Here is a 25497-nt window from a genome sequence, read left to right as displayed (position 1 = left end):
GGGTGGGCTCCTGGAAAGGTCAGTCTAATTGTGGAGGCGACCAGAAGGTGGTCTCGAAGGGATCGGCGACGCCAACACCCGTCGGAATAAAGTGCCGGAGGTTGCGTGTGAGCACCACCTTGTGGCGAACGCGCGCCGTGGCGGCGATCACCGTATCTGCGAGACCGGGATGCCTTCCGTCCGCCTTCAGACGGTCCGACATACGGCCTAGTTCAATTGCCACTTCGGCATCCAATGGCAGGATACGTGCCGCGAACCGGGAGGTCACATTCGCCTGCCAATCCGTCAGGAGAGCGGCTTTCGCCAGACTCCCGACCCGCCTCAACTGGGAAATGCCCTGTTCTATTTCTGCCAAGACGATCGCCGGCAGAAACAGGCGAGCCTCCTCGCGCAGTATCCATTGGGCGAGTCCCTCGGGTACGCCCATTCTGCCGGGAGCGAGTGCCGACAACACAGACGTGTCGACGAGAAACTCAGCCAAGATCGACCTCGCGGAGGGCGGACGCCTCGTCGCGCTCGAACTCGACCCCGCCGGGGAAGGAGAGGAGCAGAGCTCCGAAGTTTCCGGCATCGTGGGACGCCTGCTGTTTCTCGAGCTCGGGATACAACTCTGCGGCCTTCGAGAACGGCACCAGGACGGCATCGGGGCGGCCGTGACGGGTGATGATCGTCGGTTCCCCGTCTGCGGCTTCGTCGACGAGCTTGGAGAGCGTCGCTTTCGCATCCCGCAGTTGAACGGTCTTCACGAGCCCCTCCACATTGTGACTACATGTAGTCACAGTACGTCAAGTACGCTGGCCGTCAAGGGCCGCTCACCGCTTGAACTCCACCTCGATGAAGCTCATCGGCTCGGTCCCGCCGTTGACGACGTTGTGCTCGATGCCCTCCGAGCGAGTGTAGGTCGCGCCCATCGGGACGTCGACACGACGCTCACCCTCGGCATCCTCGATCAGGAAGCTGCAGTCGGTCATCGGGATGACGAGGTAGGCCATGCCATGCCTGTGCCAACCGGTGTCGGCGCCGGGCTCGAAGTCCCAGCGCGTCACGCGGCAGCGCTCGTCGTCCTGAAGGACGGTGGAGACGGCCGGCGGACGCGCCTGGAACCTCGACATTTTCGGATCCTCACATGGTGGGGAAGGTGAACACCGCGCCGGACTTGATGCCTTCCGGCCAGCGCTGGGTCACGGTCTTCAGGCGGGTGTAGAAGCGGATGCCTTCCGGTCCGTAGATCGAGTGATCGCCGAACAGCGAGCGCTTCCAGCCGCCGAAGGAGTGGTAGGCGACCGGCACCGGGATCGGCACGTTGATGCCCACCATGCCGACCTCGATCCGATCGGCGAAGTTGCGGGCGGCGTCGCCGTCGCGGGTGAAGATGGCGGTGCCGTTGCCGTACTCGTGGCGGTTGATGAGGTCGACCGCGTGGTCGTAGTTCGGCGAGCGGAGCACCGAGAGAACCGGCCCGAAGATCTCCTCCTTGTAGATCGTCATCTCCGGGGTGACCCGGTCGAACAGCGTGCCGCCCACGAAGTAGCCGTTCTCGTAGCCCTGGAGCTTGAAGCCGCGGCCGTCGACGACGAGCTCCGCGCCTTCCTTGACGCCCTGGTCGATGTAACCGAGGACCTTCTGCTGGTGCTGGCGGGTGACGAGCGGGCCCATCTCGGCCTGACTGTCGGTGGCCGGCCCGATCTTCAGGGCCTCGACCTTCGGCCGCAGCGCCTCCACCAGCTTGTTGGCGGTCGCCTCGCCGATCGGTACGGCGACCGAGACAGCCATGCAGCGTTCGCCGGCCGAGCCGTAGCCCGCGCCCATCAGGGCGTCGACAGCCTTGTCGATGTCGGCGTCGGGCATGATGATCATGTGGTTCTTGGCGCCGCCGAGGGCCTGGACGCGCTTCCCGTGGGCGGTGCCCGTCGCATAGACGTATTCGGCGATCGGTGTGGAGCCGACAAAGGAGATCGCCTTCACGTCGGGATGCTTCAGGATGGTGTCGACCGCGACCTTGTCGCCGTGGACGACGTTGAGCACGCCCTTGGGGAAGCCGGCTTCCTCGAAAAGCTCGTAGGCGAGCATGACCGCGCCGGGATCGCGCTCGGACGGCTTCAGGACGAAGGTGTTCCCGCAGGCGATCGCCACCGGATACATCCACATCGGCACCATGGCCGGGAAGTTGAACGGCGTGATGCCGGCGACGACGCCGAGGGGCTGGCGGTCGGAGTAGCTGTCGATCTCCGGGCCGACGTTGCGGGAGAATTCGCCCTTGAGGAGGTGCGGGATGCCGCAGGCGAACTCGATCACTTCCAGGCCGCGCTGGACCTCGCCGAGCGCGTCGGCGTGGGTCTTGCCGTGTTCGGCGGAGATGGCGCGGGCGATGTCGTCGGCGCGCGCCTCGCAGATCTCCTTGAATTTGAACATGTAGCGCGCGCGCTTCAGCGGCGGCATCCGGCCCCAGCTTTCCGACGCAGCCTTGGCGGCGGCGATGGCGGAAGAAACCTCCTCGGCCGAAGACAGCGGGACGGTGGCGACCTGTTCGCCGGTCGCCGGGTTGAACACGGGCTGGCTGCGGCCGGACGCGGAGCCGACCAACTGTCCGCCGATGGCGTTCTTGATTTCACGCATGGATGTTTCCTCGGGTTCTTGCGCGGCGTCCCATTCGGCTCGCCACCGGGCCTGTCGGCCAAAAGCGACGGCACGGCATGGCTGCGCGGGGACGCCGTCTGCACTGGTCTTTACCGGCGCGTGCCCTCCCCTCGTGCCGGAGGGGAGGTTCACATGGCACTGCGCCGAACGTCTCTCGGTGGTCGCTCAGTCCAGGCGGCTCAGCACCAGGGCAAGCGTCGCGACGATCTCGTCGATCTGCTCCTTCTCGACGATCAGCGGCGGCGAGAGGGCGATGATATCGCCGGTCGTGCGGATCAGCACGCCTTCCTTGTAGGCGTCGAGGAAGGCGGTGAAGGCGCGCTTGGTCGGCTCGCCCGGTTTCGGCTCCAGCTCGATCGCGCCGACGAGGCCGATGTTGCGGACGTCGATGACGTGCGGCATGCCCTTCAGGGTGTGCAGCGCGGTCTCGAAGTAGGACGCCATCTCGGCGCCGCGGGTCAGCAGGCCTTCCTCCTCGTAGGTGTCGAGCGTGCCGAGGGCCGCGGCGCAGGCGACCGGATGGGCCGAGTAGGTGTAGCCGTGGAACAGCTCGATGGCATGCTCCGGACCGGTCATGAAGGTGTCGTAGATCTCGTTGGAGACGAAGACGCCGCCCATCGGAATGACGCCGTTGGTGATGCCCTTGGCGCAGACAACCATGTCGGGGACGACGTCGAAGTACTCGACCGCGAACGGCGTGCCGAGGCGGCCGAAGCCGGTGATGACCTCGTCGAAGATCAGCAGGATGTCGTGCTTGGTGCAGATCTCGCGGATCCGCTTCAGGTAGCCCTTCGGCGGGATGAGCACGCCGGTGGAGCCGGCGACCGGCTCGACGATCACGGCGGCAATGGTGGAGGGATCATGGAGCGCGACAAGCTTCTCCAGATCGTCGGCGAACTCCACCCCATGCTCCGGCTCGCCGCGGGAGAAGGCGTTGCGGGCGAGGTCGTGGGTGTGGCGGATGTGGTCGACTCCGGTCAGCAGAGTGCCGAAGAACTTGCGGTTGTTGGTGATGCCGCCGACCGAGATGCCGCCGAAGTTGACGCCGTGGTAGCCGCGCTCGCGGCCGATCAGGCGGAACTTCTGGCCCTTGCCCTTGGCGCGCTGATAGGCGAGCGCAATCTTGAGGGCCGTCTCGACCGACTCCGACCCGGAGTTCGTGAAGAAGATGTGGTCGAGCGGGCTCGGCAGGTAGTTGACGAGCCGCGAGGCGAGCTCAAAGGCCTTGGGGTGGCCCATCTGGAAGGCCGGGGCGTAGTCCAGCTCGGCGATCTGTTTCTGCACCGCCTCGACGATGCGCGGACGGGCGTGCCCGGCGTTGACGCACCACAGGCCCGCGGTGCCGTCCAGCACTTTCTGGCCTTCGGTCGTCGTGTAGTACATGCCCTTGGCCGAGGCGAAGAGGCGGGGCTCCTTCTTGAACTGCCGGTTCGCCGTGAACGGCATCCAGAAAGCTTCGAGATTGTTCGGGGCTGGAGCCGGGACGTGCTCGTTCATATCGGGAATCCTTGAGGCCGAAGGGCGCGGATGCGCTCAGGGGATCAGTTTATCGGTCTTCGTGGATACTGAACAAGCGGTTTTGTTCGCGGAGACGGTGGTATTGATTTCACTTGTCTTTCCGGCTCATCCGTTCAGAATACCGAACGATTTAACATGGGGAAGCGGGATGGACGGGTTCGATGTCGGCGGGCGGCTCAGAACCGTGCGCGAAGCGCGGGGGTTTTCGCAGCGCGGGCTCGCCAAGGCGGCGGGGATCTCGAACGCCACAGTGAGCCAGATCGAGTCCAACGCGGTGAATCCGTCGGTCGGCGCCCTGAAGCGGATCCTCGACGCTATCCCCATGGCGCTGTCGGACTTCTTCGCGGTGGATTCCACGCCCGGTCAGGTGTTTTTCCGCGCCTCGGAGTTGAAGGAGATCGGGCGCGGTGGAGTCTCCTATCGGCAGGTCGGCAAGGACCTGACCGGCCGCGCACTGCAATTGATCATGGAACGCTACGAAGCCGGAGCCGACTCCGGCCGGATCCCCCTCAAGCACCAGGGCGAGGAGGCCGCCATCATCCTTCGCGGTCAGCTCGAGGTGACGGTCGGTGACCGGCGCGAGGTGCTCGGACCGGGCGACGCCTATTACTTCACGAGCTCCGAGCCGCATCGCTTCCGCAACGTCGGAACCGAGCCGTGCGAACTGGTCAGCGCCTGCACGCCGCCGTCGTTCTGAGCGTCCGTGGCATCCTGTGGACGCACAGGCGGGTGACCTCTAGCCCCGCCTCGCCCCGTAGTTTAAACCGGACGAAAGAATTCCGGCTCGACTCCGGACAAGGTGGACGATGGACGACATCAATCTTGCCCGCGCCCGCGCCTCCAAGAAGCGCACGCGGATCCAGGCCGAGAACGAGGAGAAAATCCTCGACGCCGCCCTGGACGTCTTCTCCACCTATGGATTTCGTGGCGCGACCGTCGATCAGATCGCGGAGCGGGCGGGGATGTCGAAGCCGAACCTGCTCTATTATTTCCGGCGCAAGCAGGACATCTATACGGCCGTGCTGCAGCGCACGCTGGACATGTGGCTCGCCCCCTTCGGCGAGATGGACCCGGACGGCGATCCTGCCGAGGAGATCGGCCGCTACATCCGGGTGAAGCTGGAGCAGGCGCGCGACCGTCCTCAGGAGAGCCGGCTGTTCGTCGGCGAGATCATGCAGGGCGCCCCGCTGATCGACGGCATGCTGCGCACGGAACTGAAGGAGGTCGTTGACGAGAAGGCCGGCGTGCTGCGCGGCTGGATCGCGGACGGCAAGCTCCGCGCGATCCACCCGGTGCACCTGATCTTCATGATCTGGGCGACGACCCAGCACTACGCCGACTTCGACACCCAGATCCGCGCTCTGCTCGGCTCCGGGATGGAGAATCCGGAGGTGTTCAAGGCGGCGAGCGAGACCGTTCTGGACGTTCTGCTGCAAGGCATCCTGCCGCGGTAGGACCGATCAGGCCGCGACTTCGACTTCCACGTGCCGGCCCAGAGCTCCGAAGGCCGCTTCGATCTGGTCGATGCGGCTCGCATGATCCAGCCGGAAGAGACGGTCGACCTGCTCACGATGCCAACCGAGCCGGCGGACAAGTTCGGCGCGGGTGACTTTCTCCTCACGACAGGCGATGTAGAGAAGGGCTTTCAGGGTCGATTGAAGGGAAAGGCGGATACACAGGCCGCCGAGCCGCCCCGAGGACAACGGCAGCTGTTCCCACGCGGCGATACGTGCCGATACGGCCTCTTCCAATGCGGCTTCAGCCTGACGAACCGCTTCGCTTTGGTCCGCGCCGAACGTGGTCAGTTCCGGCAGCACCGGACAGGTGACCAGCAGCGATCCGTCATCATCGGGGGTAAGAACGATTGGATACTGGAGGGTCATGACGGGTCCACCCGGTCCACACCGTTACTCAAGGCCGAGGTCCTTCTTGATCTTCCGGACCAGCCCCGTGCCAAGTTCCTTAGAACCACCATGCATGGGCAATTGCGACGTCCGCTCCCCGCGGCGGACAGTTAGATGCCCGCTGCCGCCCCTATGGGATCAAAGCTGCAGCCGCGCTTGGCCAACCACCGCTTCAGCTCCTGAGCGTTCATTGATAGTCCACAGATCTGTTGAGGTCAATCAGATCCATGCTACCATGGCACAACCATCATCCTGAAAATTCCCGATAAAGGGAACCTTTCGTACTGGTTGAATATGAAAGAGCCCTACTCGGCCGCGACCTTGTTCACCGCGGCCGGGTTGTTCGGGTGCGTGGTCCAGTTGGCGTATTCGGGGTGGATCGGGCGCTTGGTGCGGGGGTCGATGCCCTCGGTCAGCTGCTCCATGGTGATGCAGTTCTCCACGGGGCAGACGTTGACGCAGAGGTTGCAGCCGACGCACTCCTCGTCGATCACCTCGAAGTGCCGCACGCCGTCGACCATGTGCGTGATCGCCTGGTGCGAGGTGTCCTCGCAGGCAATGTGGCAGCGGCCGCACTTGATGCAGAGGTCCTGGTCGATGCGGGCCTTGGTGACGTAGTTGAGGTTCAGGAACTGCCAGTCGGTGACGTTCGGCACGGCCAGCCCGCGGAAGTCCTCGATCGAGCGGTAGCCCTTCTCGTCCATGTAGCGGCTGAGGCCGTCGATCATCTCCTCGACGATCTTGAAGCCGTAGGTCATGACGGCGGTGCAGACCTGCACGGTGCCGCAGCCGAGGGCGATGAACTCGGCCGCGTCGCGCCAGGTGGTGACGCCGCCGATGCCGGAGATCGGCAGGCCGCGGGTCATCGGGTCGCGAGCGATCTCGGCGGTCATGTTAAGGGCGATCGGCTTTACCGCCGGGCCGCACATGCCGCCGTGGCTGCCCTTGCCGTCGATGGTGGGGGTTGGCGCGAAGTTGTCGAGGTCGATCGACATGATCGAGGAGACGGTGTTGATCAGCGACACGGCGTCGGCGCCGCCGGCCTTGGCGGCCCGGGCGGGATAGCGGATGTCGGTGATGTTCGGCGTCAGCTTGACGATGACCGGCATGCGGCTCGCCGCCTTGCACCAGCGGGTCACCATCTCGATGTACTCGGGCACCTGACCCACCGACGATCCCATGCCGCGCTCGGACATGCCATGCGGGCAGCCGAAGTTCAGCTCGATGCCGTCGGCGCCGGTTTCGGCGACGCGCTGAACGATGGTGGTCCAGTTGCGCTCCTCGCAAGGCACCATCAGCGAGACCACCATGGCGCGATCCGGCCACTTCTTCTTCACCTCGGCGATCTCGCGGAGGTTCACCTCCAGCGGCCGGTCGGTGATGAGCTCGATGTTGTTGAGCGCGATCAGGCGGCGGTCGTTGGAGTGGACGGCGCCGTAGCGCGGGCCGTTCACGTTGACGACGGCGGGATCCTCGCCAAGCGTCTTCCAGACCACGCCGCCCCAGCCCGCCTTGAAGGCGCGCTCGACGTTGTACTGCTTGTCGGTCGGCGGCGCGGAGGCCAGCCAGAACGGATTCGGCGACTTGATGCCGAGGAAGTCGGTGCGAAGGTCAGCCATGGTTTTCCCCTCCCCTCGGATCAGGCGCCGAGCGCCGCGTTGATGGACCGTGCGGCGATCTTGCCGTGCTCGACCGCGACGACGGTCAGGTCCTCGCCGCCGAGGACGCAGTCGCCGCCGGCCCAGACCTTGGTAAGCGACGTGCGCTGCTCGTCGTCGACGCGAATGCGGTTCTTCTCCAGGGCGATCGCCTCGGCCGTCTCGCCGGCGACCGGACCCGGCACGAAGAGCTGACCGATCGCCTTCATCACCTGATCGCAAGGGATCACGAAGCGTTCGCCGGTGCCTTCCAGCTTGCCGGAGAGGCCGATGGAGGTGCGCTCGAACTCGACGCCGGTGACGATGCCGTTGGCGCCGTGCAGCGCGCGGGGCTCGGCCCAGGTGACCAGCTTGACGCCGTTGATCTGCGCCACCTCCTGCTCGTAGGCGGAGGCGTTCATCTGCTCGCGGCCGCGTCGGTAGACCATCGTCACGTCCTCCGCGCCGAGCTTCCTCGCCTGCACCGCGGCGTCGACCGCGGTCATGCCGCCGCCGATGACGACCACGCGGCGGCCGACCGGCACCATGGCCTTGTCGGGCGCCTGGCGAAGCATCTCGATCCAGGCGACAGCATCTTCCACTCCAAGCATGCCCTCGCCTTCCAGGCCGAGCGCGTTGACGGCCTGCAGGCCGAGCCCGAGGAAGACGGCGTCGAAGTCGCGGCGAAGGTCCGCCAGACGCAGGTCGCGGCCGAGCGCCTTGCCCGTTTCAAGCGCTATGCCGCCGATCGCGAGGACGAAGTCGACTTCGGACTGGGCGAAGTCGTCGACCGTCTTGTAGGTGGCGATGCCGTGCTCGTTGAGACCGCCCGCCTTGCGGCGCGCGTCGAAGAGCGTGACGTCGTGGCCTTCCGCTGCAAGGGAGTGAGCGCAGGAGAGTCCGGCCGGGCCGGCGCCGACCACTGCGACCCGCTTGCCGGTCGCCGGCTTGCGGGCGCCGTAGGTGTCGTGGTCGGCCATATAGTGATCGGTGGCGTAGCGCTGCAGGAGACCGATGCGGACCGGCTTGTCCTCGGCGGTGTTGCGGACGCAGGCTTCTTCGCACAACGTTTCGGTGGGGCAGACGCGGGCGCACATGCCGCCGAGGATGTTTGCGGAGAAGATGGTCTCGGCCGATCCGTCCACATTGCCCGTGCCGATCTTGCGGATGAACAGCGGAATGTCGATCGACGTCGGGCATGCCTTCTGACATGGCGCGTCGTAGCAGAAGTAGCAGCGGTCGCTCTCCACCAGCGCCTCGTGCGCGGTGAGCGGGCGGTGCATGTCCGCGAAGTTCTCCGCATACTGCGACGCAGGCAGCCGACCGGCTGCCACGTCCGTGGATGCGGGAACGGCGGCGAGATTCTCGATCACCGAAGACATGGCAGGACTCCTCCGCAAGCCGTCACCGGCTCCCCTGTAGGAACGGTCGACGGATGCCCCATCAGACGTCAACTTCGATGTCCGCTCCCTTTTCCGCGGGATCGGACATCCGCGACCGTTTCACGGGCGCGACCCTCTAGCTGGCGGTTCGTGTGCCGCCGTTTTATTGATCTTTCGGTAAAAATTTCCTGTCGTCAAGAGATGCGGTTGAAGATGTGATCCGGAAGCCGCCGCGCGGTCTGTTGTTGATGAGGCCTTGTGCAGGGCTGCGATGCTTTGCCAAGGCGAGGAGCGGCTTCGCGAACAATACACGTCTTTTGATATCAGGACTCTACTGAGCGAATCTGATTACTGGATTCATGTATTCAAGTTTTTTCTGCCGTCGCGAACGGCAGCCGAGGCCGGCAGGCGCAAATAGGCGGCAAGTTCCGTCCGACGCGGGCCCTATCGCCCGACCGAGTCGCCCGCTAGGCTGGGCCGACCGTCCAAAAGGAGCACCCACATCGTGCCGCAAAGCGCCGCGATCGACATTCTCGCCCACCTCGTCGCCTTCGACACCACAAGCCGGAACTCGAATCTGGATCTCGTCGCGTGGGTGGAGGCCTTTCTCCTGCGCCATGGGCTGACAGGAACGCGGATCACCGACGAGACGGGGCAGAAGGCGAATCTTCTGGTGACGATCGGCCCCGCCGACGTGCCGGGGTATATCCTCTCCGGCCATACGGACGTGGTGCCCGTGGACGGGCAGGACTGGTCGACCGATCCATTCCAACTGACCGAGCGTGACGGGCGGTACTACGGGCGCGGTAGCTGCGACATGAAGGGGTTTCTTGCCGTCTGCCTGGCGGCGGTCCCGGACATGCTGGCCAAGCCCCTCGCCCGGCCGATCCATCTCGCCTTTTCCTATGACGAGGAGGTCGGCTGCGTGGGCGTGCGCCCGATGATCGCCCACATCGCGGCCGGTTCCGTGGCGCCGATCGCCTGCTTCGTGGGCGAACCGACGAGCATGCAGCCGGTGATCGGCCACAAGGCGAAGCGGAGCTTCAAGGTGACCGTGACGGGAAAGGCTTGCCACTCGTCGCTGGCGCCGAGCGGCGTCAACGCGGTGGAGTATGCCGCCGAGCTGATCCTGAAGATCCGCGAGATCGGCCGCCGGCTGTCAGCCGGGTCCACCGATCCGCTCTATGACGTCCCGGTCTCCACTGCCCATGTCGGCACGGTGTCCGGCGGGACGGCGCTCAACATCGTGCCGGCCTCGTGCGAGTTCGCCTTCGAATTCCGCACCCTTCCGGAGGAGAATATCGACGCGCTGGTCGCGGAGGTGATGGAGCATGCCCGGGCGGAGATCGAACCTCAGATGCACGCGGTGGACCCAGCGACCGGCTTCCGCTTCGAAGAAATGTCGGAGTTTCCGGGCCTTGCAACGCCGGAGGATGCGCCGGTGGTCACGCTTGCCAAGCGGCTGGCGGAACGCAACGACCACGCCAAGGTCGCCTACGGCACCGAGGCCGGGCTGTTTGCCGAAGCAGGCATCCCCACCGTGGTGGTCGGCCCCGGGTCGATCGGCGAGGCGCACAAGGCGGACGAATTCATCACCGCGGAGCAGCTTGCCGCCTGCGCGCGCTTCGTCGAGCGGCTGATCGAGGAAGCGCGGGCGTAGCATTATTCTTTTTGCCATCAGGCACTTGCGAACAGGAAAATCAGCGCCCATCTTGGCATCGTCGTCAACAACCGAAAGGAGGTGATCCGGTGATCTCATTGCAGACTGTCGCGGCTCTGACGAGGGCCACCCGGATCGTCGCCTCGGCCAAGGGCATCGTCTCCTGACGAAACCTGAAGCCAGGCGGAAGCCGTCCTTCTAGACGGTGACCCGGGTTCCCGAGCCAGCGACTCGGCAATGGAAGGGCTGTTCCCACAGGGAGCAGCCCTTCTTGCATTGCGGCGGGTTATTACGGATTCCCGATCCGGCCCGCGACCGTTAGGTGCAAGAGTGAGCATGGAGTTGTGAGATGAGCGACGAACCCATTCGCGTTCGGGCGGCCGGCGTGGAGCCCTTCCCCGATCAGGCTCCGGCCGGTATCGGCGAGGAGGACATCCGGCGGCTCGTGCACGGCTTCTACGCGCGCATCCGAGAGGACGACCTGCTCGGGCCGATCTTCGGCCGCGAGATCGCCAGCGACCGTTGGCCGATCCACCTGGAGAAGATGTGCGCCTTCTGGTCGTCCGTGGTGCTGCGCACCGAGCGCTACGACGGCCGGCCTCTCTCCCCGCACCTGAGGATCGGGGAGCTGTCGGAGCCGCACTTCCGACGCTGGCTGGCGCTGTTCAGGGAAACGGCGGAGGATTTGCTTTCGAGGGATGCGGCGGCAATCTTCATCGGGCGGGCGGAGCGCATCGCCCATTCGTTCCGGCTGTCGATCGCGTTCCATCGCGGCGAGGATGCGGTCCGCCTGCCGATGATCCGGGCCGGCAGCTGATCTGCTGGAGAAAAGGAAGGAGGGCGACGCCCCCCTTCGAAGTTTGGACCGCAATACCGCGAAACGCGGAGCCGGGTCGCCCCGGCCGCGCTAAGGTTGTGCCAGCAGACCTCAGCGCCTCTCTCGAGAATAGCGCCAGAGCGCCTCCACGCACATCCCCCGAATTTTGGCATGGCGCGGTTTTTCGCAGTCGCGTCAATTTATTGTATCACCTGCACGGCGCAATTGTCGGCTTCCGACGAGGGCGCGGATGGCATTCTCCACGATCTTGTGGCCGGCATCGTCTCCCAGGCTCATGATGCTCTCGGGATGGAACTGGACCGCGGCCATCGGTTCGCTCTCGTGCTCGATGGCCATCACCACGCCGTCGTCCGTCACGGCGGAGACCGAGAAGCCCTCCGGCAATGCGTCCCGCACCGCGTGGAGCGAGTGGTAGCGGCCGATGATGATGCGCTCCGGCAGCCCGTTGAAGAGCATGGAATTGCGCGCCACGGACACCTCGGACGGCTTGCCGTGCACGGGTATGTCGAGCTGGGCGAGCTTGCCGCCGTAGGCTTCAGTCATCGCCTGAAGGCCGAGGCAGACACCGAACATCGGCAAGCCACGGCCGCGGATCTCGGCGATCGTGCGGGTGCAGTGGAAGTCGGACGGGCTGCCGGGCCCCGGCGACATCACGACGAGGTCGGGCTGCAACCGGTCGAACTCGGAGGCATCCACGCCGACGCCCTTCGACGATCGGATGGTGGTGACGTCCGCGCCGGTCTGGCGGAAGTAGTTGGCGAGCGTATGGACGAAGCTGTCCTCGTGGTCGACCAGGACCACCTTCAGGCCGGCACCGACCAGTTCCGGACCGTTGGTCTGCAGGGACGCGGCGGTCTTGCCGGCCTCGCGGATGGCGGCCAGCATGGCGGAGGCCTTCAGCTCGGTTTCCTTCTCCTCCTCCATCGGGATGGAATCGTAGAGCAGCGTGGCGCCGGCGCGCACCTGTGCGATGCCGTCCTTAATCCGCACGGTGCGCAGCGTCAGGCCGGTGTTGAGGTCGCCGTTGAAGAGGATGGCGCCCACCGCGCCGCCGTACCAGGCGCGCGGGCTCTTCTCGTGATCCTCGATGAACTGCATCGCCCAGCGCTTCGGGGCGCCTGTGACGGTCACCGCCCAGGCGTGGCTGAGAAAGGCGTCGAGCGCGTCCATGCCCTCGCGCAGGCGGCCCTCGATGTGGTCCACCGTGTGGATCAGGCGGGAGTACATCTCGATCTGGCGACGGCCGATCACCCGCACGGAGCCCGGCTCGCAGATGCGGCTCTTGTCGTTGCGGTCGACGTCGGAGCACATGGTCAGCTCCGCCTCGTCCTTCTTGGAATTGAGCAGCGCGCGGATCTGCGCCTCGTCCTCGATGGCGTTCTTGCCGCGGCGGATGGTGCCGGAGATCGGGCAGGTCTCAACCCGCCGGCCGGAGGTGACGCGGACGTACATCTCCGGCGAAGCGCCGACGAGATACTCGTCCTCGCCGAGGTTGATCATGAAGCCGTAGGGCGACGGATTGATCTCCTGGAGGCGGCGCGAGATGGCGGACGGCGGCGCCGTAGGCCGCTCGTAGAAGGTCTGGCCCGGCACCACCTCGAAGAGATCGCCGCGCTTGAAATACTCCACGGCCTTGGACACGGAGGCGGCGTACTCGCCCGGCTCGTGGTCGCCGCGCCCCGGAATGCGGTCGGAGGTGCGGAACGCATGACGTGCTCCGTCGCGCGGCAGGCCGGCGGTCGACTTTCCGGCGACGGTGAAATCGTAGGCGTAGACCGTCGCCTGGGCGCGGTAGTGGTCGACGATCAGCACCTCGTCGGGGAAGTAGAGGACGAGGTCACGCTGGTCGCCGGGCCGGTCAAGATGGAAGTCGATGGGCTCGAACTGGAACGCGAGGTCGTAACCGAAGGCACCCCAAAGCCCGAGGTTCTGGTCCTCCTCACTGCGGAAATGGGCGACCAGACGGCGGATCACGGAGAAGACCGACGGCTGGCGGGAACGCTCCTCCTCGGCAAAGCGACCAACCGGAAGCTTGATCTCGGCGACGATCCGGCCGCCGGTGTCGTCGAAGGAGGCTAGGTCGTCGCCGGCGCGGACCGCCTCGACGAAGGCGGGCATCAGCACACGGCCGCGCTCGTTCAGCGGTTCGATCACGATGGAGCGGCCGCGTGCCGTCAGCGCCACCGGCGGGTTGACGAAGGCGATATCCCAGCGCGCGTAGCGGCCCGGGTACTCGTAGTTGGACGAGAAGACCGCGCCACGCTGGTCGTCGAGCATGTCGACGTAGCGCAGGGCCGCCTCCTTGTAGGTCACCAGACGCGGCACGCGCGCCACATCGACGCCGCCGGCTGTCGTAAACTCCGCGTCCGCCATGCCCCCGTCCTTCCCGGTCCTGGTCATCGGATCGATCCTTGCCCACATCGCCGTCGCGGCGACACCCGGTTCCGGCGATCCGTGACCGATCAGGACACGAAAAAAGCCGCCCCGGGCGATCCCCGAGCGGCTTGTCACTCATCCCACACGCACACGCACGCGAAGGCAGCCGCTCAAGTCAGGAGCGCCACCACCACCAGCGAAGAGCCGTCCGTGCCGTGTTCATGGCGATACCGATACCTGAACCCCGAGCCGAGCGCAATGAAATCGCACGGTGATCAGAAACGGCGCGGCTCCCAGTCGCCGGTGGTCTGGGCGAGCTGCGTGGTCAGGCGTTCCCCGTCCCAGCGGTGCAGAAGCATCCCGGGGCTTTCGAGCGTGTAGAAGGGAAAGCCGCGCTCGTCCCCGGGCCCGAGGGCGATCGCATGGCAGAGCGGGGGAGCCGTCATGGCGATCGTGCCGCCGAACGGGGCCACGACGAAGCGGTGGACGTGGCCGGCGACCACGCGGAGGACGTGGCGGTGACGGGCAACCACCGCCTCCATCGCGGGTCCGTCCGTCAGGCGCCATCCATCCATGACCGGCAGGTGCGTCACGAAAGGGGGATGGTGCATGAACACCAACGTCGGGCGGTCCGGCTGCTCGGAAAGCCTGGCGTCCAGCCAGTCGAGCCCGTCCCGACCGAGCGTGCCGTGCACCTGACCGTCGACCAGCGTGTCCAGGGCGAGGAGGCGGACGGGGTAGCCTTCCACGGTGTAGTGGAAGCGACCCTCCGGCGGGAGGTAGCCGTGCCCGGCCAGTGCGCTGCGGATCATGGCGCGATCGTCGTGGTTGCCGGGAACCAGGTAGACCGGCGCGTCGATCATCGCCAGGATCCTGGCGGCCTCGGCGTACTCCGCCGGGAGGACTTCGTCGACGAGGTCGCCGGTGACGATCACGGCGTCCGGTGCTTCGTCGAGCGCGCGGATCCGCTGCACCGCCGCCGCGGCGAGCGCCGCCGTGTCGACGCCCGGCACCACGTTCCGACCGGGGGTGGTGACGTGCAAGTCGGAAATCTGGACGATCAGCACGCTCTGCTCCTTGCTAGCCCGGTTGCGCCGGGCATGGTGGCGGCGTTGCCGGGACTAGGCAACGCCCTACGATGACATCGGAAGCCCTGCCTGTTAGACGTCGGCTGAAGTCCCGTGTGGAAGAGGTGTTTCGTTGCGCATCGATACCGATCAGCCGGTCCGTCTGGCGGACTACCAGCCGACCGCCTTCGCGATCGACACGGTCCACCTGATCTTCCGCCTCGAGGCCGACCGGACCGAGGTGACGGCGGTGTTGAAGGTGCATGCGCGCGATGCGCGCGATGCCGGCCCTCCCCTGGTGCTTGACGGAGACGGCTTGAAGCTGAAGCGGGTGTCGCTCGACGGAGCCGTGCTGGATCCAGCCGACTACACCGCAACGCCGGACATGCTCTCCATCCACACCATCCCGGACCGCCCGTTCGAGCTTGCCATCGAGACCACGCTCGATCCGGAGTCGAACACCAAGCTGATGGGGCTCTACCGGTCGAACGGCACGTGGTGCACCCAGTGCGAGGCCGAGGGCTTCCGCTGCATCACCTACTTCCTGGACCGGCCCGACGTACTGTCCGTCTACACGGTGCGGATCGAAGCCCCGGCAGCGCTCGCGCCAGTGCTGCTCTCCAACGGCAATCTCGCGGAGGACGGCCTCCTGGAGGACGGCCGACACTACGCCGTCTGGCACGATCCCTGGCCAAAACCCTGCTACCTCTTCGCGCTCGTCGCCGGTGATCTCGCGGCTGTGAAGGACAGCTTCACCACTCGGTCAGGCAAGGCGGTCGAACTCGGCATCTACGTTGAGCACGGCAACGAAGACCGGGTCGCGTACGCCATGGACGCGCTGAAGCGGTCGATGCGGTGGGACGAGGAGGTGTTCGGCCTGGAGTACGACCTCGACGTTTTCAACATCGTCGCAGTGTCCGACTTCAACATGGGGGCGATGGAGAACAAGGGCCTCAACATCTTCAACGACAAATATGTCCTCGCCTCGCCGGACGTCGCGACCGACCAGGACTACGCCGGCATCGAGGGGGTGATCGCGCACGAATACTTCCACAACTGGACCGGCAACCGCATTACCTGCCGCGACTGGTTCCAGCTCTGCCTGAAGGAAGGGCTGACCGTGTTCCGGGACCAGGAGTTCTCCTCCGACATGCGATCCCGGCCGGTCAAGCGCATCGCCGACGTGCGCACGCTGCGCAGCCAGCAGTTTCCGGAGGATGGCGGGCCGCTGGCGCATCCGGTGCGCCCGGAGGTCTACAAGGAGATCAACAACTTCTACACGGCAACGGTCTACGAGAAGGGCGCCGAGGTCATCCGGATGCTGAAGACGCTGATCGGCGACGATGCGTTCAAGGCGGGCATGGACCTTTATTTCAAGCGTCACGACGGCGATGCGGCGACCATCGAGGACTTTATCGTCTGCTTCGCGGAGACGTCGGGCCGCGACCTCTCCGGTTTCAGCCGCTGGTACTCCCAGGCGGGGACGCCGACGGTGGAGGTGACCGAGCATTACGACGCGGCCGCCCGGCGCTATCGACTGACGTTCGTGCAGACCGTGCCGCCGACGCCCGGACAGGCGGTCAAGGCTCCGGCGGTGATCCCGGTCCGGTTCGGGCTGGTCGGCTCCAACGGTGCGGACATGGGCTACGACAGTGCGTCGGGCGCCGAGGTTCGCGGCGACGTCGTGGTGCTCACCGAAAAGCATCACGAGGTCGTCTTCGAGGGTGTCGCGGAGAAGCCGGTTCCCTCGCTGTTCAGGCAGTTCTCCGCCCCGGTGAAGCCGCAGATCGCGATGCCGCCATCGGACCTCACGTTTCTGATGCGGCACGATCGGGACGCCTTCAATCGGTGGCAGTCGGCCTCGACGCTGGCGATGACCATGCTCATCGCAGGGTCGCATACCGCCCGAAACGGCGGCGATCCGCAGGTCGACGGGTCCTATCTCGACGCCCTCTGCGACACGGTTGGCGACAACCGGCTGGATCCGGCGTTCCGTGCCTTGATGCTGGCCATTCCGGGCGAGAACGACGTCGCGCGGGAGATCGGGGAGAATGTCGACCCGGACGCGATCGCGATCGCGCATCGGGCGGTGAAGGCGGCGCTCGGGTCACGGCTGGCGCCGGTGCTGGAAGCTGCTCTGGCCGAAGCGGGGAACACCGGGCCCTACAGCCCGGACGCGGCGAACGCCGGGCGTCGCAGCCTGGTCAACGCCTCAATCGATCTCCTCGCTGCGACCGGCCGGGCGGAGGCCCTGCAGCGGGCCGCCGACCATTATGCCGGCGCCAGCAACATGACCGACCGGGTCGCCGCCCTCAGCACGTTGGTGCACCGGAACGCCCCAGGCGCAGAAGCCGCACTCAACACCTTCATCGAGCGCTACGGGGACGTGCCGCTGGTGGTCGACAAGTGGCTCTCGATCCAGGCCACCGCCCCCTCGCCCGCCACGCTGGACCGGGTGAAAGCCCTCACCGAACATCCGCTGTTCTCGTTCGGCAATCCGAACCGGACGCGGGCGCTGGTCTGGTCGTTCGCCAACATGAACCCGACCCAGTTCGCACGGCCGGACGGTGAAGGGTTCCTGTTCGTGGCGGTGGCCGTCCGCCTGCTCGACGACCGCAATCCGCAGGTCGCGGCGCGGCTGATGACGAGCTTCCGATCCTGGCGCAGCTACGAGCCGGGACGCCGGACGCGGGCGGAGGCGGCGCTCAAGCGGATCGCCGAGAAGGCCTCCCTTTCCCGGGATGTGTCGGACATCCTGGAGCGGACGCTGGCCTGATATTCGTTCCACATACAGACAAATTTGGCACGCCCGGCCGTTAACCAATTGGGCGGCCTGTCATTAACCAAATATTCACGCGGCCGCCCTGGACAGCCGGAATCCCCTTGATTCAAACTGTCTATGATTCGGGACGTGCGTTGTTCCCCGATCCCACCGATTCAAATCAATGAGCCGTGAACCCAGGGGGCCGGGCATGGCGCGGGCCGAGACCGCCGGAACAACGCAACGCTGGTCTTCGCGCGTCTTCGGCGGCAGCGAGCCAGATGCCGCACTGAAGGGTCACGCCCGTCTCCTGGCGCAGCCCGCCTATCGCCGCCTGCTGCAGGCGGAACCGATCTTCCGGCGCTCGATCCCCGTCCTGATCGCGGTGTTCCTGGTCGTCGTCGGCGTTGCGCGCACCAGCAACCTCCTGGACCGGCGCGACGAGACCGAAGCCAACGCCCGCGACATGATCGGGATGCTGGCCGAGACGCTTGACGCCACGCTGTCATCCTCCGCCCCGGAAGCGGCCGGCAGCGTCGACTACGCGACCCGAATCCGGACGGCCCTGCGCGAGGCTCTGCCGCCCTCGGCCACCAGCGACGGCCGGGTGATCCTTCTGACCGACCAGACCGGCACGATCCGCGCCAGCGCGCCGGAGGACGTCAGCCTCAACGGCATGACGCTGTCGGACGTTTTCGGGCATGGCCAGCCGCTGGTCGTGTTCGGCGAGCGGGCCGGAGTTTTGCCGGTCGGCATCGGCTCGGACGCGGAGGCCTTCGCCGCCGTCCACCATCTCCCCGGCGACCGTGGCAGCATCGCGGTCTATCAGCCGAGCAGCCAGATCTTCCTGGACTGGCGGCGGGACGTTTCGATGAACGTGTCGCTGTTCATCGGCACCAGCTGCATCCTGATCGTGATGGTCTATGCCTTCTTCGCGCAGACCACCCGCGCCAGCGAGGCCGACCGGATCTATGCGGCCACGCAGGCTCGGGTCGACACCGCCCTCAGGCGCGGCCGCTGCGGCCTGTGGGACTGGGATCTGGCACGCGGGCGGCTGTTCTGGTCGCCGTCCATGTACGTGATCCTCGGCATGGAGCCGAACTCGGACCTGATGGGCTTCAACGAGCTCCAGGCGATGATCCACGAGGACGACACGAACCTCTACGATCTCGCCAGCGAACTCCTGGAGACCGGCCAGAACGCGGTGGACCTGGAGTTCCGCATCCGGCACGCGGAAGGCCATTGGGTCTGGCTGCGCGCCCGGGCCGAGATCGTCCGCGACCGGGATGGGGCGCCCCACCTGATCGGCATCGGGGTCGACGTCACCGAGCAGAAGCGCCTCGCCGAGCAGACCGCGACCGCGGACCTTCGCCTGCGCGACGCCATCGAGACCATCTCCGAAGCCTTCGTACTTTGGGATTCCGACAATCGCCTGGTGATGTGCAATTCCAAGTACCAGCAGCTGCACCAGCTGTCGGAGCACCTGACGCGGACCGGCACCGCCTACGAGGCCGTCATGGCCACCGCCCGGCAGCCGGTCGTCCAGAGCCAGGGCAAGATGGGCGAGTTCGGCGACGGGGAACGCTCCTACGAGGCGCAGCTGGAAGACGGCCGCTGGCTTCAGATCAACGAACGGCGAACCAAGGACGGCGGCTTCGTTTCGGTCGGTACCGACATCACCGAGCTGAAGCAGCACGAGGAGAAGCTGCTGGACAGCGAGCGGCGGCTGATGGCGACGGTGGCGGACCTGCGCCAGTCGCGTCACCAGATGCAGCTGCAGACGCAGCAGCTGGTCGAGCTGGCGGAGAAGTACGCCGAGGAGAAGGCGCGCGCCGAGGCGGCGAACCGGGCGAAGTCGGAGTTCCTCGCCTCGATGAGCCACGAGCTGCGCACGCCGCTCAACGCCATCATCGGCTTCTCGGAGATCATGCGGTCGGGCATGTTCGGCAACCTGGGCTCTGCCAAATACGACGAATACTGCCGGGACATCCACGACAGCGGGACCTATCTCCTCAACGTGATCAGCGACATCCTCGACATGTCGAAGATCGAGGCAGGCCGCGTGAATCTGACGCTGGAGAGCGTCGCCCTGGACGACGTGATCGGCGAGAGCGCCCGGATCATGAAGCCCCAGGCGGACGACCGTCAGATCTCGCTGGTCACCGACTTCGCCACCGCCATGCCGATGGTCGCCGACCGGCGCGCCCTGAAGCAGGTGGCGCTGAACCTCCTCTCCAACGCGCTGAAGTTCACCCCGCTCGGCGGGCGGGTCACGGTGACGACCGCGGAGGACGGGGAGTTCGTGATCCTCAGCGTCGCCGACACCGGCATCGGCATTCCGGAGCAGGCGCTGAAGCAGCTCGGTCAGCCGTTCATGCAGGTGGAGAACCAGCTGACGCGGAAGTATCCGGGTTCGGGCCTCGGGCTGGCGATCGCGCGCTCGCTGGTCGCCCTGCACGGCGGCACGATGACGATCACCTCCACCGAAGGCGTCGGCACTACGGTCAGCGTGCGCATTCCGCGCATCGCGGCACCGACGGCCGGCGACGGCACGGCTGCGGTCGCCGAACACACGACGGCGCTGGCGTCGAGCGGCATGGCGCGGGCCGTCGCGGTTGCCAACGCCCGCGGCCCCAGCCGGGCCGTGCACTAGGCGCGGGGACGCTCACGGGATGGTGACAGGGAACCTCATTCCACGCGCTTGACCTTCCAGTCACTGGAAGGCGCAGACCGGTTGGCAGCCCGCCGATGGGCTCAACCAACCGGAGACGTCCCATGACGACGGACCATCTGCACGCCCACCACGGGCACCCTGCCCCCGCCGGAGAACCTGCCCACCATCATTCCGGCCATCACGGTCACGGTGGCGCGGACAGCCTCAACCGAACCGCCTTCCTGGCGACGCTCCACTGCATGACGGGCTGTGCCATCGGCGAGATCGCCGGCATGGTGATCGGTACGTCGCTCGGCTGGTCGATGTGGGAGACGGTCGCCCTGGCGGTGGTGCTTGCCTTCATCACCGGGTTCGCCCTCACCATGCGGCCGCTGCTGAAGGGCGGGATCGCCTTCGTGCCCGCACTGAAGATCGCCTTCGCCGCCGATTTCGTCTCTGTGACGGTTATGGAGATCGTCGACAACGCGGTGATGATGAGCATCCCCCACGCCATGCACGCCGGCCCGACAACCCTGCTGTTCTGGGGCAGCATGGCCGTGGCGCTCGCGGTCGCCGTAGTCGTCGTGTTCCCGATCAACCGCTGGATGATCGCCCGCGGCAAGGGGCACGCAGTCGTCCACGCCTACCACTGACGCTGCGGCCGGGAGCGCGCCGCTTCACCCCGGCGCGCGCTCCACCTTGCCGACGATGCGCTCGAAGCAGGCCCGCACGGCCGTCTCGGTTTCGCGCAGCTGCGCTTCGAGCATCTCCACCGTCGGCACCGCGCCGGCCTGATTGACCAGCGCGAGCACGCCACGCGGCGCTTCGGCGGGCTTGAACCGGCCGGTGATGGCAAGGCGCAGGACCTGCGTCACGTCGTTGTAGAGCCGGATCGCGGGGATCAGGACATCACCGTCGGCTTCGGTCAGAACGCCGGCCTTCTCCGCCAGCACCAGAACAGCCTCCGTGTTGGTTGAAACGATCTTGGGATGGTCGGCGGCGTGGACCAGCTGCAGGTACTGGGCGACAAACTCGACGTCGATCAGGCCGCCGGGCACCACCTTCATATCCCAGGGATCGTCCGACCCCTTCTCCGCCTCGATCCTGGCGCGCATGTCCGCGACGTCGCGCCGGATCGCCGCGTCGTCCCGGCGGCGGGTCAAGGTCTCCGCCACGACCGCCGCGGCCTCGGCACCGATGCCGCCGGTGTCGGCAACGACCCTGGCGCGCGTCAGCGCCATGTGCTCCCACGTCCAGGCTTCCTCGCGCTGGTAGCGCGCGAAGGCGGAGAGCCGGGTCGCCAGCGGTCCGGCGTTGCCGGACGGGCGGAGGCGGAAGTCCACCTCGTAGAGCTTTCCCTCGGCCGTCGGGGCAGACACCGCCGTCACGAAGCGCTGCGTCAAACGGGCGTAGTACTGCGTCGGCGCCAGCGGCCGCGGTCCGTCGGACGGGCCCGCCTCCTCGTCGTGTTCGTAGAGCAGGATGAGGTCGAGGTCCGAGGCGGCGGTCATCTCCCGGCCGCCGAGCTTGCCCATGGCGACAAGCGCGACGCGTCCGCCGGCCACCTTGCCATGCGCGCGTTCCAGCTCCCCGAGGGTTGCGGCCAGAAGCGCGGAGAGCAGCACGTCGGCGAGGCGGGCGTAGGCTTCGCCGGCCTGGCGGGCCGAGATGGTCCCCGACAACACGCGGACACCGATCAGGAACATCTGCTCCTGGCCGAAGATGCGCGCGCGGTCGAGCGCCTCCTCGTAGGCGCGGCTCTCGCCGAGGTACCGTCCGAGACGCCCGGCGATCTCTTCCTCCGTCGGCAGGGTTCCGAAGAAGGCCGGCTCCAGAACCGCATCCATCACATGCGGCCGGCGCGCCACGATGTCGGCCAGGCGCGGCGCGGTGCCCATGATCGTGGCGAGGAGGTCGAGCAGCGCCGGGTTCTGGGACAGAAGGGAGAACAGCTGCACCCCGGCCGGCAGGCGCGCCAGGAAAGCGTCGAAGGCGATGAAGGCCGTGTCGGCGGCTTCGGTCTCGGCGAGCGCCGAAAGGAGCTTCGGCGTGATCTCGGTCAGGATCTCGCGCGCCTTGGTCGAGCGCGTGGCCGGATAACGCCCGAAGTGCCAGGCGCGCACGGCGCGGGTCACCTCCGAGGGACGCGCGTAGCCAAGCGCGGTCAGGGTCGCCAGCGTCTCCGGGTCGTCGTCGTCGCCGGTGAAGACCAGGTTGCCGACCGAGCCGGCGAGCGATCCATCCTCCTCGAAGAGATCGGCGTAGTGCTGCGAGACGGTCAGCAGCGTCCGCTCCAGAGCCGTCCCGAATGCCTGGCCATCGTTGAAGCCCATCATCCGGCCGATCCGGTCCAAGCCGGCGGGGGTGTCGGGCAGCGTGTGGGTCTGTTCGTCGGCGACCATCTGGATGCGGTGCTCGACCTTGCGCAGGAAGGCGTAGGCCTCCACCAGGTCGTCGCGGACCCTCGCGTCGAGCCAGCCCAGCCGCACCAGTTCGTCCAGCATCGCGATCGTGGCCCGCCCGCGCAAAGCCGGTTCCCGCCCGCCGGCGATCAGCTGCTGCGTCTGGACGAAGAACTCGATCTCGCGGATGCCGCCGCGGCCGAGCTTCACGTTGTGCCCGGCGATGGCGACCTTTCCGTGACCCTTGTGGGCGTGGATCTGCCGCTTGATCGAATGCACGTCGCGGATGGCGGCATAGTCGAGATACTTGCGCCAGATGAAGGGGCGCAGTTCCTTCAGAAACCCCTCCCCCGCCGCGATGTCGCCGGCACAGGGGCGGGCCTTGATCATCGCGGCGCGTTCCCAGTTCTGCCCCATGCTCTCGTAGTACTGGAGCGCGGCGAGCACCGACATGGCGATGGCCGTGGCGCCGGGGTCCGGCCGCAGGCGGAGGTCGGTGCGGAAGGCGTAGCCGTCGGCGGTGCGCTCCTGCAGGATCTTCACGAGACGCCGGGTAAGGCGCACGAAGAAGGTGGAGAGGTCTGCATCGGCGGGCGCGGGCACCAGGTCGCGCTCGAACAGCACGATGAGGTCGATGTCCGAGGAGTAGTTCAGTTCGAAGGCGCCGTGCTTGCCCATCGCCAGGATGATCCAGCCGGAGCCTTTCTCCGGGTCCGTCGGGTCCGGAAGCGCGAGCTTTCCCTGAGCATGGGCTTCGGCCAGCAGGGTGCGGATACCGGCCGAGACGCACGCGTCGGCGATCACGGTCAGGGCGTGCGTCACCTCCGCCACGGTCCAGATCCCGCCGAGATCGGCGAGCGCGATGGCGAGCGCGGCCTGCTGCTTGGCCCGGCGCACACGCTGCATGACCGCGCCTTCGCTTTCGGCGATCTCGCCACGAAGGCCGGCCGCGAGATCGGCGATCAGCCGCTCGGGCGGCGTGGTGAGCACGGCCGCGAGGCGGGCGGGATGGCGGAACGCCAGTTCGCGCAGGTAGGGGCTGTCGGAGGCCGCGGCAAGGACAAGGTCCCGGGCCGAGCCGATCGAGAGCGCTTCGGCAAGGGCCTTCCCGTCCTCGCCGGCCAAGGCGTCGGCCAGATCGGATTCAGCCAAGGCGAGGTCGGGACCGGGTTTCGGAACAACGGCGATCCGCGCGGCCAGCGGCCGTCCGTCAGGTTCACCCCGCGGGCCTTTCTCCTCGGTCATGGGCGTCCTCCACGGCTTTCTTCTCGTTGGCCCTTGCGGGCAGGATCAGTGTCACCTCGAGGCCCGGCTTGGCGTCGGCCAGGACCAGGCGGCCCCCATGCAGGCGGGCGATGGCCGAGACGAGGCTGAGGCCCAAGCCCGATCCGGGCAAGGTGCGGCTCTGCTCCAATCGCACGAAACGCTGCAAGGCGCGCGCATGATCCGCCTCGGGAATGCCGGGCCCGCTGTCCGCAACGCAGAGGCGGATCTCATCGCCTTCGCGCAGCCCCTTGATGGTGACTGGCCGCTGTTCACCTCCAGGCGCGTCCTCACCCGCCGGCAAGCCGTACTTGATGGCGTTGTCGATGAGATTGGCGAGAGCCTGGCTGATCAAGGTCCGGTTGCCGGCGATGGGAAGCGGTCCGTCCACCGCCTTGCGCAACACGCCGCCTGCATCCTCCACCACGGGCTCGTAGAGGTCGGCCAGGTCCTCCACGATCTCCGCCGCATCGAGCGGCACCATCTCGTCGCCGGAGGAGCCCGCCTCCATGCGCGCGATCCGCAGCAAGGCGTCGAAGACCTGGATCAGCTGGTCCGCCTCGCCGATCGAAGCGGCGATCGCGTCGCGGTAGACCGTCGCGTCCGCCGGTCCGCGCAGGGTCGCCTCGAGCCGGGTCCGCAGGCGGTTCAGCGGCGTCTTCAGGTCGTGGGCGATGTCGTCGGAGACCTCCTTGAGGCCGATCATCAGCGCCTCGATCCGGGCGAGCATCTCGTTGAGGCTGTTGGCGAGATCGTCGAACTCGTCGCCGGACCCGGTCACCTCCAGACGCCGGGAGAGATCGCCGGACATGATATGGCGGGACGTCGCCGCCACATTCTCCACGCGCTTGAGAACGGCGCGGCTGACGAAGATCCATGTCGCGAGCCCCAGTGCGACCATCACCAGGACGGAGAACTGGGCCGCGTCCCGGATCACCCGGTTGAACTCCTCCCGTTCGGCGATGTCGCGTCCGACCAGCATGCGAAAGCCGCCGGGCAGCGCGTAGATCCGCACGATCGCGTCGTATTCGAGCGCCTGGTCGCCGTCGAGCCGGTAGTAGGTGACGTGGACGGGCTGCCCGTCCGGGATGTCCATGGCCGAGCCCGGAAGCAGGCCCGCCACGTTGCCGACGATGCTGCGGCCGGAGAAGTCGTTGACCAGGTAGAGGCTGGCGCCCGGCCGGCGGCTGCGCAGCTCCACCGAGGAGACGAGCTGACGGATGCCGCCGCGGCGGTACTGCTCGGTCAGCGAGTTGATCTCGGCGGTGATGGTGGCGTCGAGCTGGCGGTCCAGCAGCGCGTTGGTGTTGTAGGAAATGTAGCCGATCAGGAAGGCGGTCAGGCCGGTGAAGGCCAGCAGATAGACGATCGCCAGCTTGAAGGCGGTCGTGCGGATCAT

Annotated in this window: 19 protein-coding genes; 7 read left to right on the top strand and 12 right to left on the bottom strand. The window is 66.8% G+C overall.

The window, feature by feature from the left end:
- Nucleotides 1-19: 19 nt before the first annotated feature.
- From HZ321_RS20000 to aptA, 5 genes are all read right to left on the bottom strand, one after another.
- Entirely contained in the window at nucleotides 20-481 is a 462-nt protein-coding gene (locus HZ321_RS20000) for a PIN domain-containing protein (RefSeq protein WP_181704175.1), read from the bottom strand.
- On the bottom strand, nucleotides 474-746 hold the full coding sequence (locus tag HZ321_RS19995) for a type II toxin-antitoxin system prevent-host-death family antitoxin (protein WP_181704174.1): 273 nt from the start codon (nucleotides 744-746) through the stop codon (nucleotides 474-476). The genes HZ321_RS20000 and HZ321_RS19995 overlap by 8 nt, the downstream gene beginning before the upstream one ends.
- Nucleotides 747-812: 66 nt before the next feature.
- Nucleotides 813-1112 (bottom strand): cupin domain-containing protein, encoded by a 300-nt coding sequence (locus tag HZ321_RS19990; RefSeq protein ID WP_181704173.1) that lies wholly within the window; start codon nucleotides 1110-1112, stop codon nucleotides 813-815.
- Nucleotides 1113-1122: 10 nt separating this feature from the next.
- A complete protein-coding gene (locus HZ321_RS19985; RefSeq protein WP_181704172.1) occupies nucleotides 1123-2616 on the bottom strand; it encodes a CoA-acylating methylmalonate-semialdehyde dehydrogenase in 1494 nt (497 codons plus the stop codon).
- 186 nt (nucleotides 2617-2802) lie between these two features.
- Nucleotides 2803-4134, bottom strand: a complete 1332-nt coding sequence (gene aptA, locus HZ321_RS19980) for an omega-aminotransferase AptA (RefSeq protein WP_181704171.1) — start codon at nucleotides 4132-4134, stop codon at nucleotides 2803-2805.
- 169 nt (nucleotides 4135-4303) lie between these two features.
- On the opposite strand from aptA, the gene HZ321_RS19975 reads away from it, so the two are divergent.
- Entirely contained in the window at nucleotides 4304-4852 is a 549-nt protein-coding gene (locus HZ321_RS19975) for a cupin domain-containing protein (RefSeq protein ID WP_181704246.1), read from the top strand.
- 109 nt (nucleotides 4853-4961) lie between these two features.
- Nucleotides 4962-5609: a TetR family transcriptional regulator C-terminal domain-containing protein gene (locus HZ321_RS19970; RefSeq protein ID WP_181704170.1), complete on the top strand. Its 648-nt coding sequence runs from the start codon at nucleotides 4962-4964 to the stop codon at nucleotides 5607-5609.
- 6 nt (nucleotides 5610-5615) lie between these two features.
- On the opposite strand, the gene HZ321_RS19965 is transcribed toward HZ321_RS19970, so the two are convergent.
- The 3 genes from HZ321_RS19965 to HZ321_RS19955 form a co-directional block, all read right to left on the bottom strand.
- Nucleotides 5616-6038: a type II toxin-antitoxin system HicB family antitoxin gene (locus HZ321_RS19965; protein WP_181704169.1), complete on the bottom strand. Its 423-nt coding sequence runs from the start codon at nucleotides 6036-6038 to the stop codon at nucleotides 5616-5618.
- 326 nt (nucleotides 6039-6364) lie between these two features.
- Nucleotides 6365-7678 (bottom strand): NAD-dependent dihydropyrimidine dehydrogenase subunit PreA, encoded by a 1314-nt coding sequence (gene preA, locus HZ321_RS19960; protein ID WP_181704168.1) that lies wholly within the window; start codon nucleotides 7676-7678, stop codon nucleotides 6365-6367.
- A 20-nt stretch (nucleotides 7679-7698) separates the two neighbouring features.
- Complete coding sequence (locus HZ321_RS19955; protein WP_181704167.1) at nucleotides 7699-9078, bottom strand: NAD(P)-dependent oxidoreductase; 1380 nt, start codon at nucleotides 9076-9078, stop codon at nucleotides 7699-7701.
- 505 nt (nucleotides 9079-9583) lie between these two features.
- Here HZ321_RS19955 and argE point away from each other — a divergent pair.
- Entirely contained in the window at nucleotides 9584-10738 is a 1155-nt protein-coding gene (gene argE, locus HZ321_RS19950) for an acetylornithine deacetylase (RefSeq protein ID WP_181704166.1), read from the top strand.
- A 349-nt stretch (nucleotides 10739-11087) separates the two neighbouring features.
- Nucleotides 11088-11555, top strand: coding sequence for a group III truncated hemoglobin (locus HZ321_RS19945; protein WP_194304086.1), 468 nt, complete (start codon nucleotides 11088-11090; stop codon nucleotides 11553-11555).
- 195 nt (nucleotides 11556-11750) lie between these two features.
- On the opposite strand, the gene HZ321_RS19940 is transcribed toward HZ321_RS19945, so the two are convergent.
- Together HZ321_RS19940 and HZ321_RS19935 are read right to left on the bottom strand one after the other, a co-directional pair.
- Nucleotides 11751-13976, bottom strand: coding sequence for an anthranilate synthase component I (locus HZ321_RS19940; protein ID WP_425305422.1), 2226 nt, complete (start codon nucleotides 13974-13976; stop codon nucleotides 11751-11753).
- Between the two features lie 251 nt (nucleotides 13977-14227).
- Nucleotides 14228-15019: a metallophosphoesterase gene (locus HZ321_RS19935; RefSeq protein ID WP_181704165.1), complete on the bottom strand. Its 792-nt coding sequence runs from the start codon at nucleotides 15017-15019 to the stop codon at nucleotides 14228-14230.
- A 133-nt stretch (nucleotides 15020-15152) separates the two neighbouring features.
- Here HZ321_RS19935 and pepN point away from each other — a divergent pair, with 133 nt between their 5' ends.
- The 3 genes from pepN (at nucleotide 15153) to HZ321_RS19920 (ending at nucleotide 21086) form a co-directional block, all read left to right on the top strand.
- Nucleotides 15153-17795: an aminopeptidase N gene (gene pepN, locus HZ321_RS19930; RefSeq protein ID WP_181704164.1), complete on the top strand. Its 2643-nt coding sequence runs from the start codon at nucleotides 15153-15155 to the stop codon at nucleotides 17793-17795.
- A gap of 169 nt (nucleotides 17796-17964) precedes the next feature.
- A complete protein-coding gene (locus HZ321_RS19925; protein ID WP_244636066.1) occupies nucleotides 17965-20433 on the top strand; it encodes a sensor histidine kinase in 2469 nt (822 codons plus the stop codon).
- A gap of 122 nt (nucleotides 20434-20555) precedes the next feature.
- Nucleotides 20556-21086, top strand: a complete 531-nt coding sequence (locus HZ321_RS19920) for a DUF4396 domain-containing protein (RefSeq protein WP_181704163.1) — start codon at nucleotides 20556-20558, stop codon at nucleotides 21084-21086.
- A gap of 24 nt (nucleotides 21087-21110) precedes the next feature.
- Here the strand turns inward: HZ321_RS19920 and HZ321_RS19915 are convergent, their stop codons facing one another.
- Nucleotides 21111-24080, bottom strand: a complete 2970-nt coding sequence (locus HZ321_RS19915) for a bifunctional [glutamine synthetase] adenylyltransferase/[glutamine synthetase]-adenylyl-L-tyrosine phosphorylase (RefSeq protein ID WP_181704162.1) — start codon at nucleotides 24078-24080, stop codon at nucleotides 21111-21113.
- On the bottom strand, nucleotides 24052-25497 hold the full coding sequence (locus tag HZ321_RS19910) for a sensor histidine kinase (RefSeq protein ID WP_342343887.1): 1446 nt from the start codon (nucleotides 25495-25497) through the stop codon (nucleotides 24052-24054). Before HZ321_RS19910 ends, HZ321_RS19915 begins: the two co-directional genes overlap by 29 nt.

It is taken from the genome of Chthonobacter albigriseus (assembly GCF_013839445.1).
Lineage (GTDB): Bacteria > Pseudomonadota > Alphaproteobacteria > Rhizobiales > Pleomorphomonadaceae > Chthonobacter > Chthonobacter albigriseus.
The sequence above is the reverse complement of the archived record's forward strand: the minus strand, read 5'-3'. Positions and strand labels throughout refer to the sequence as shown.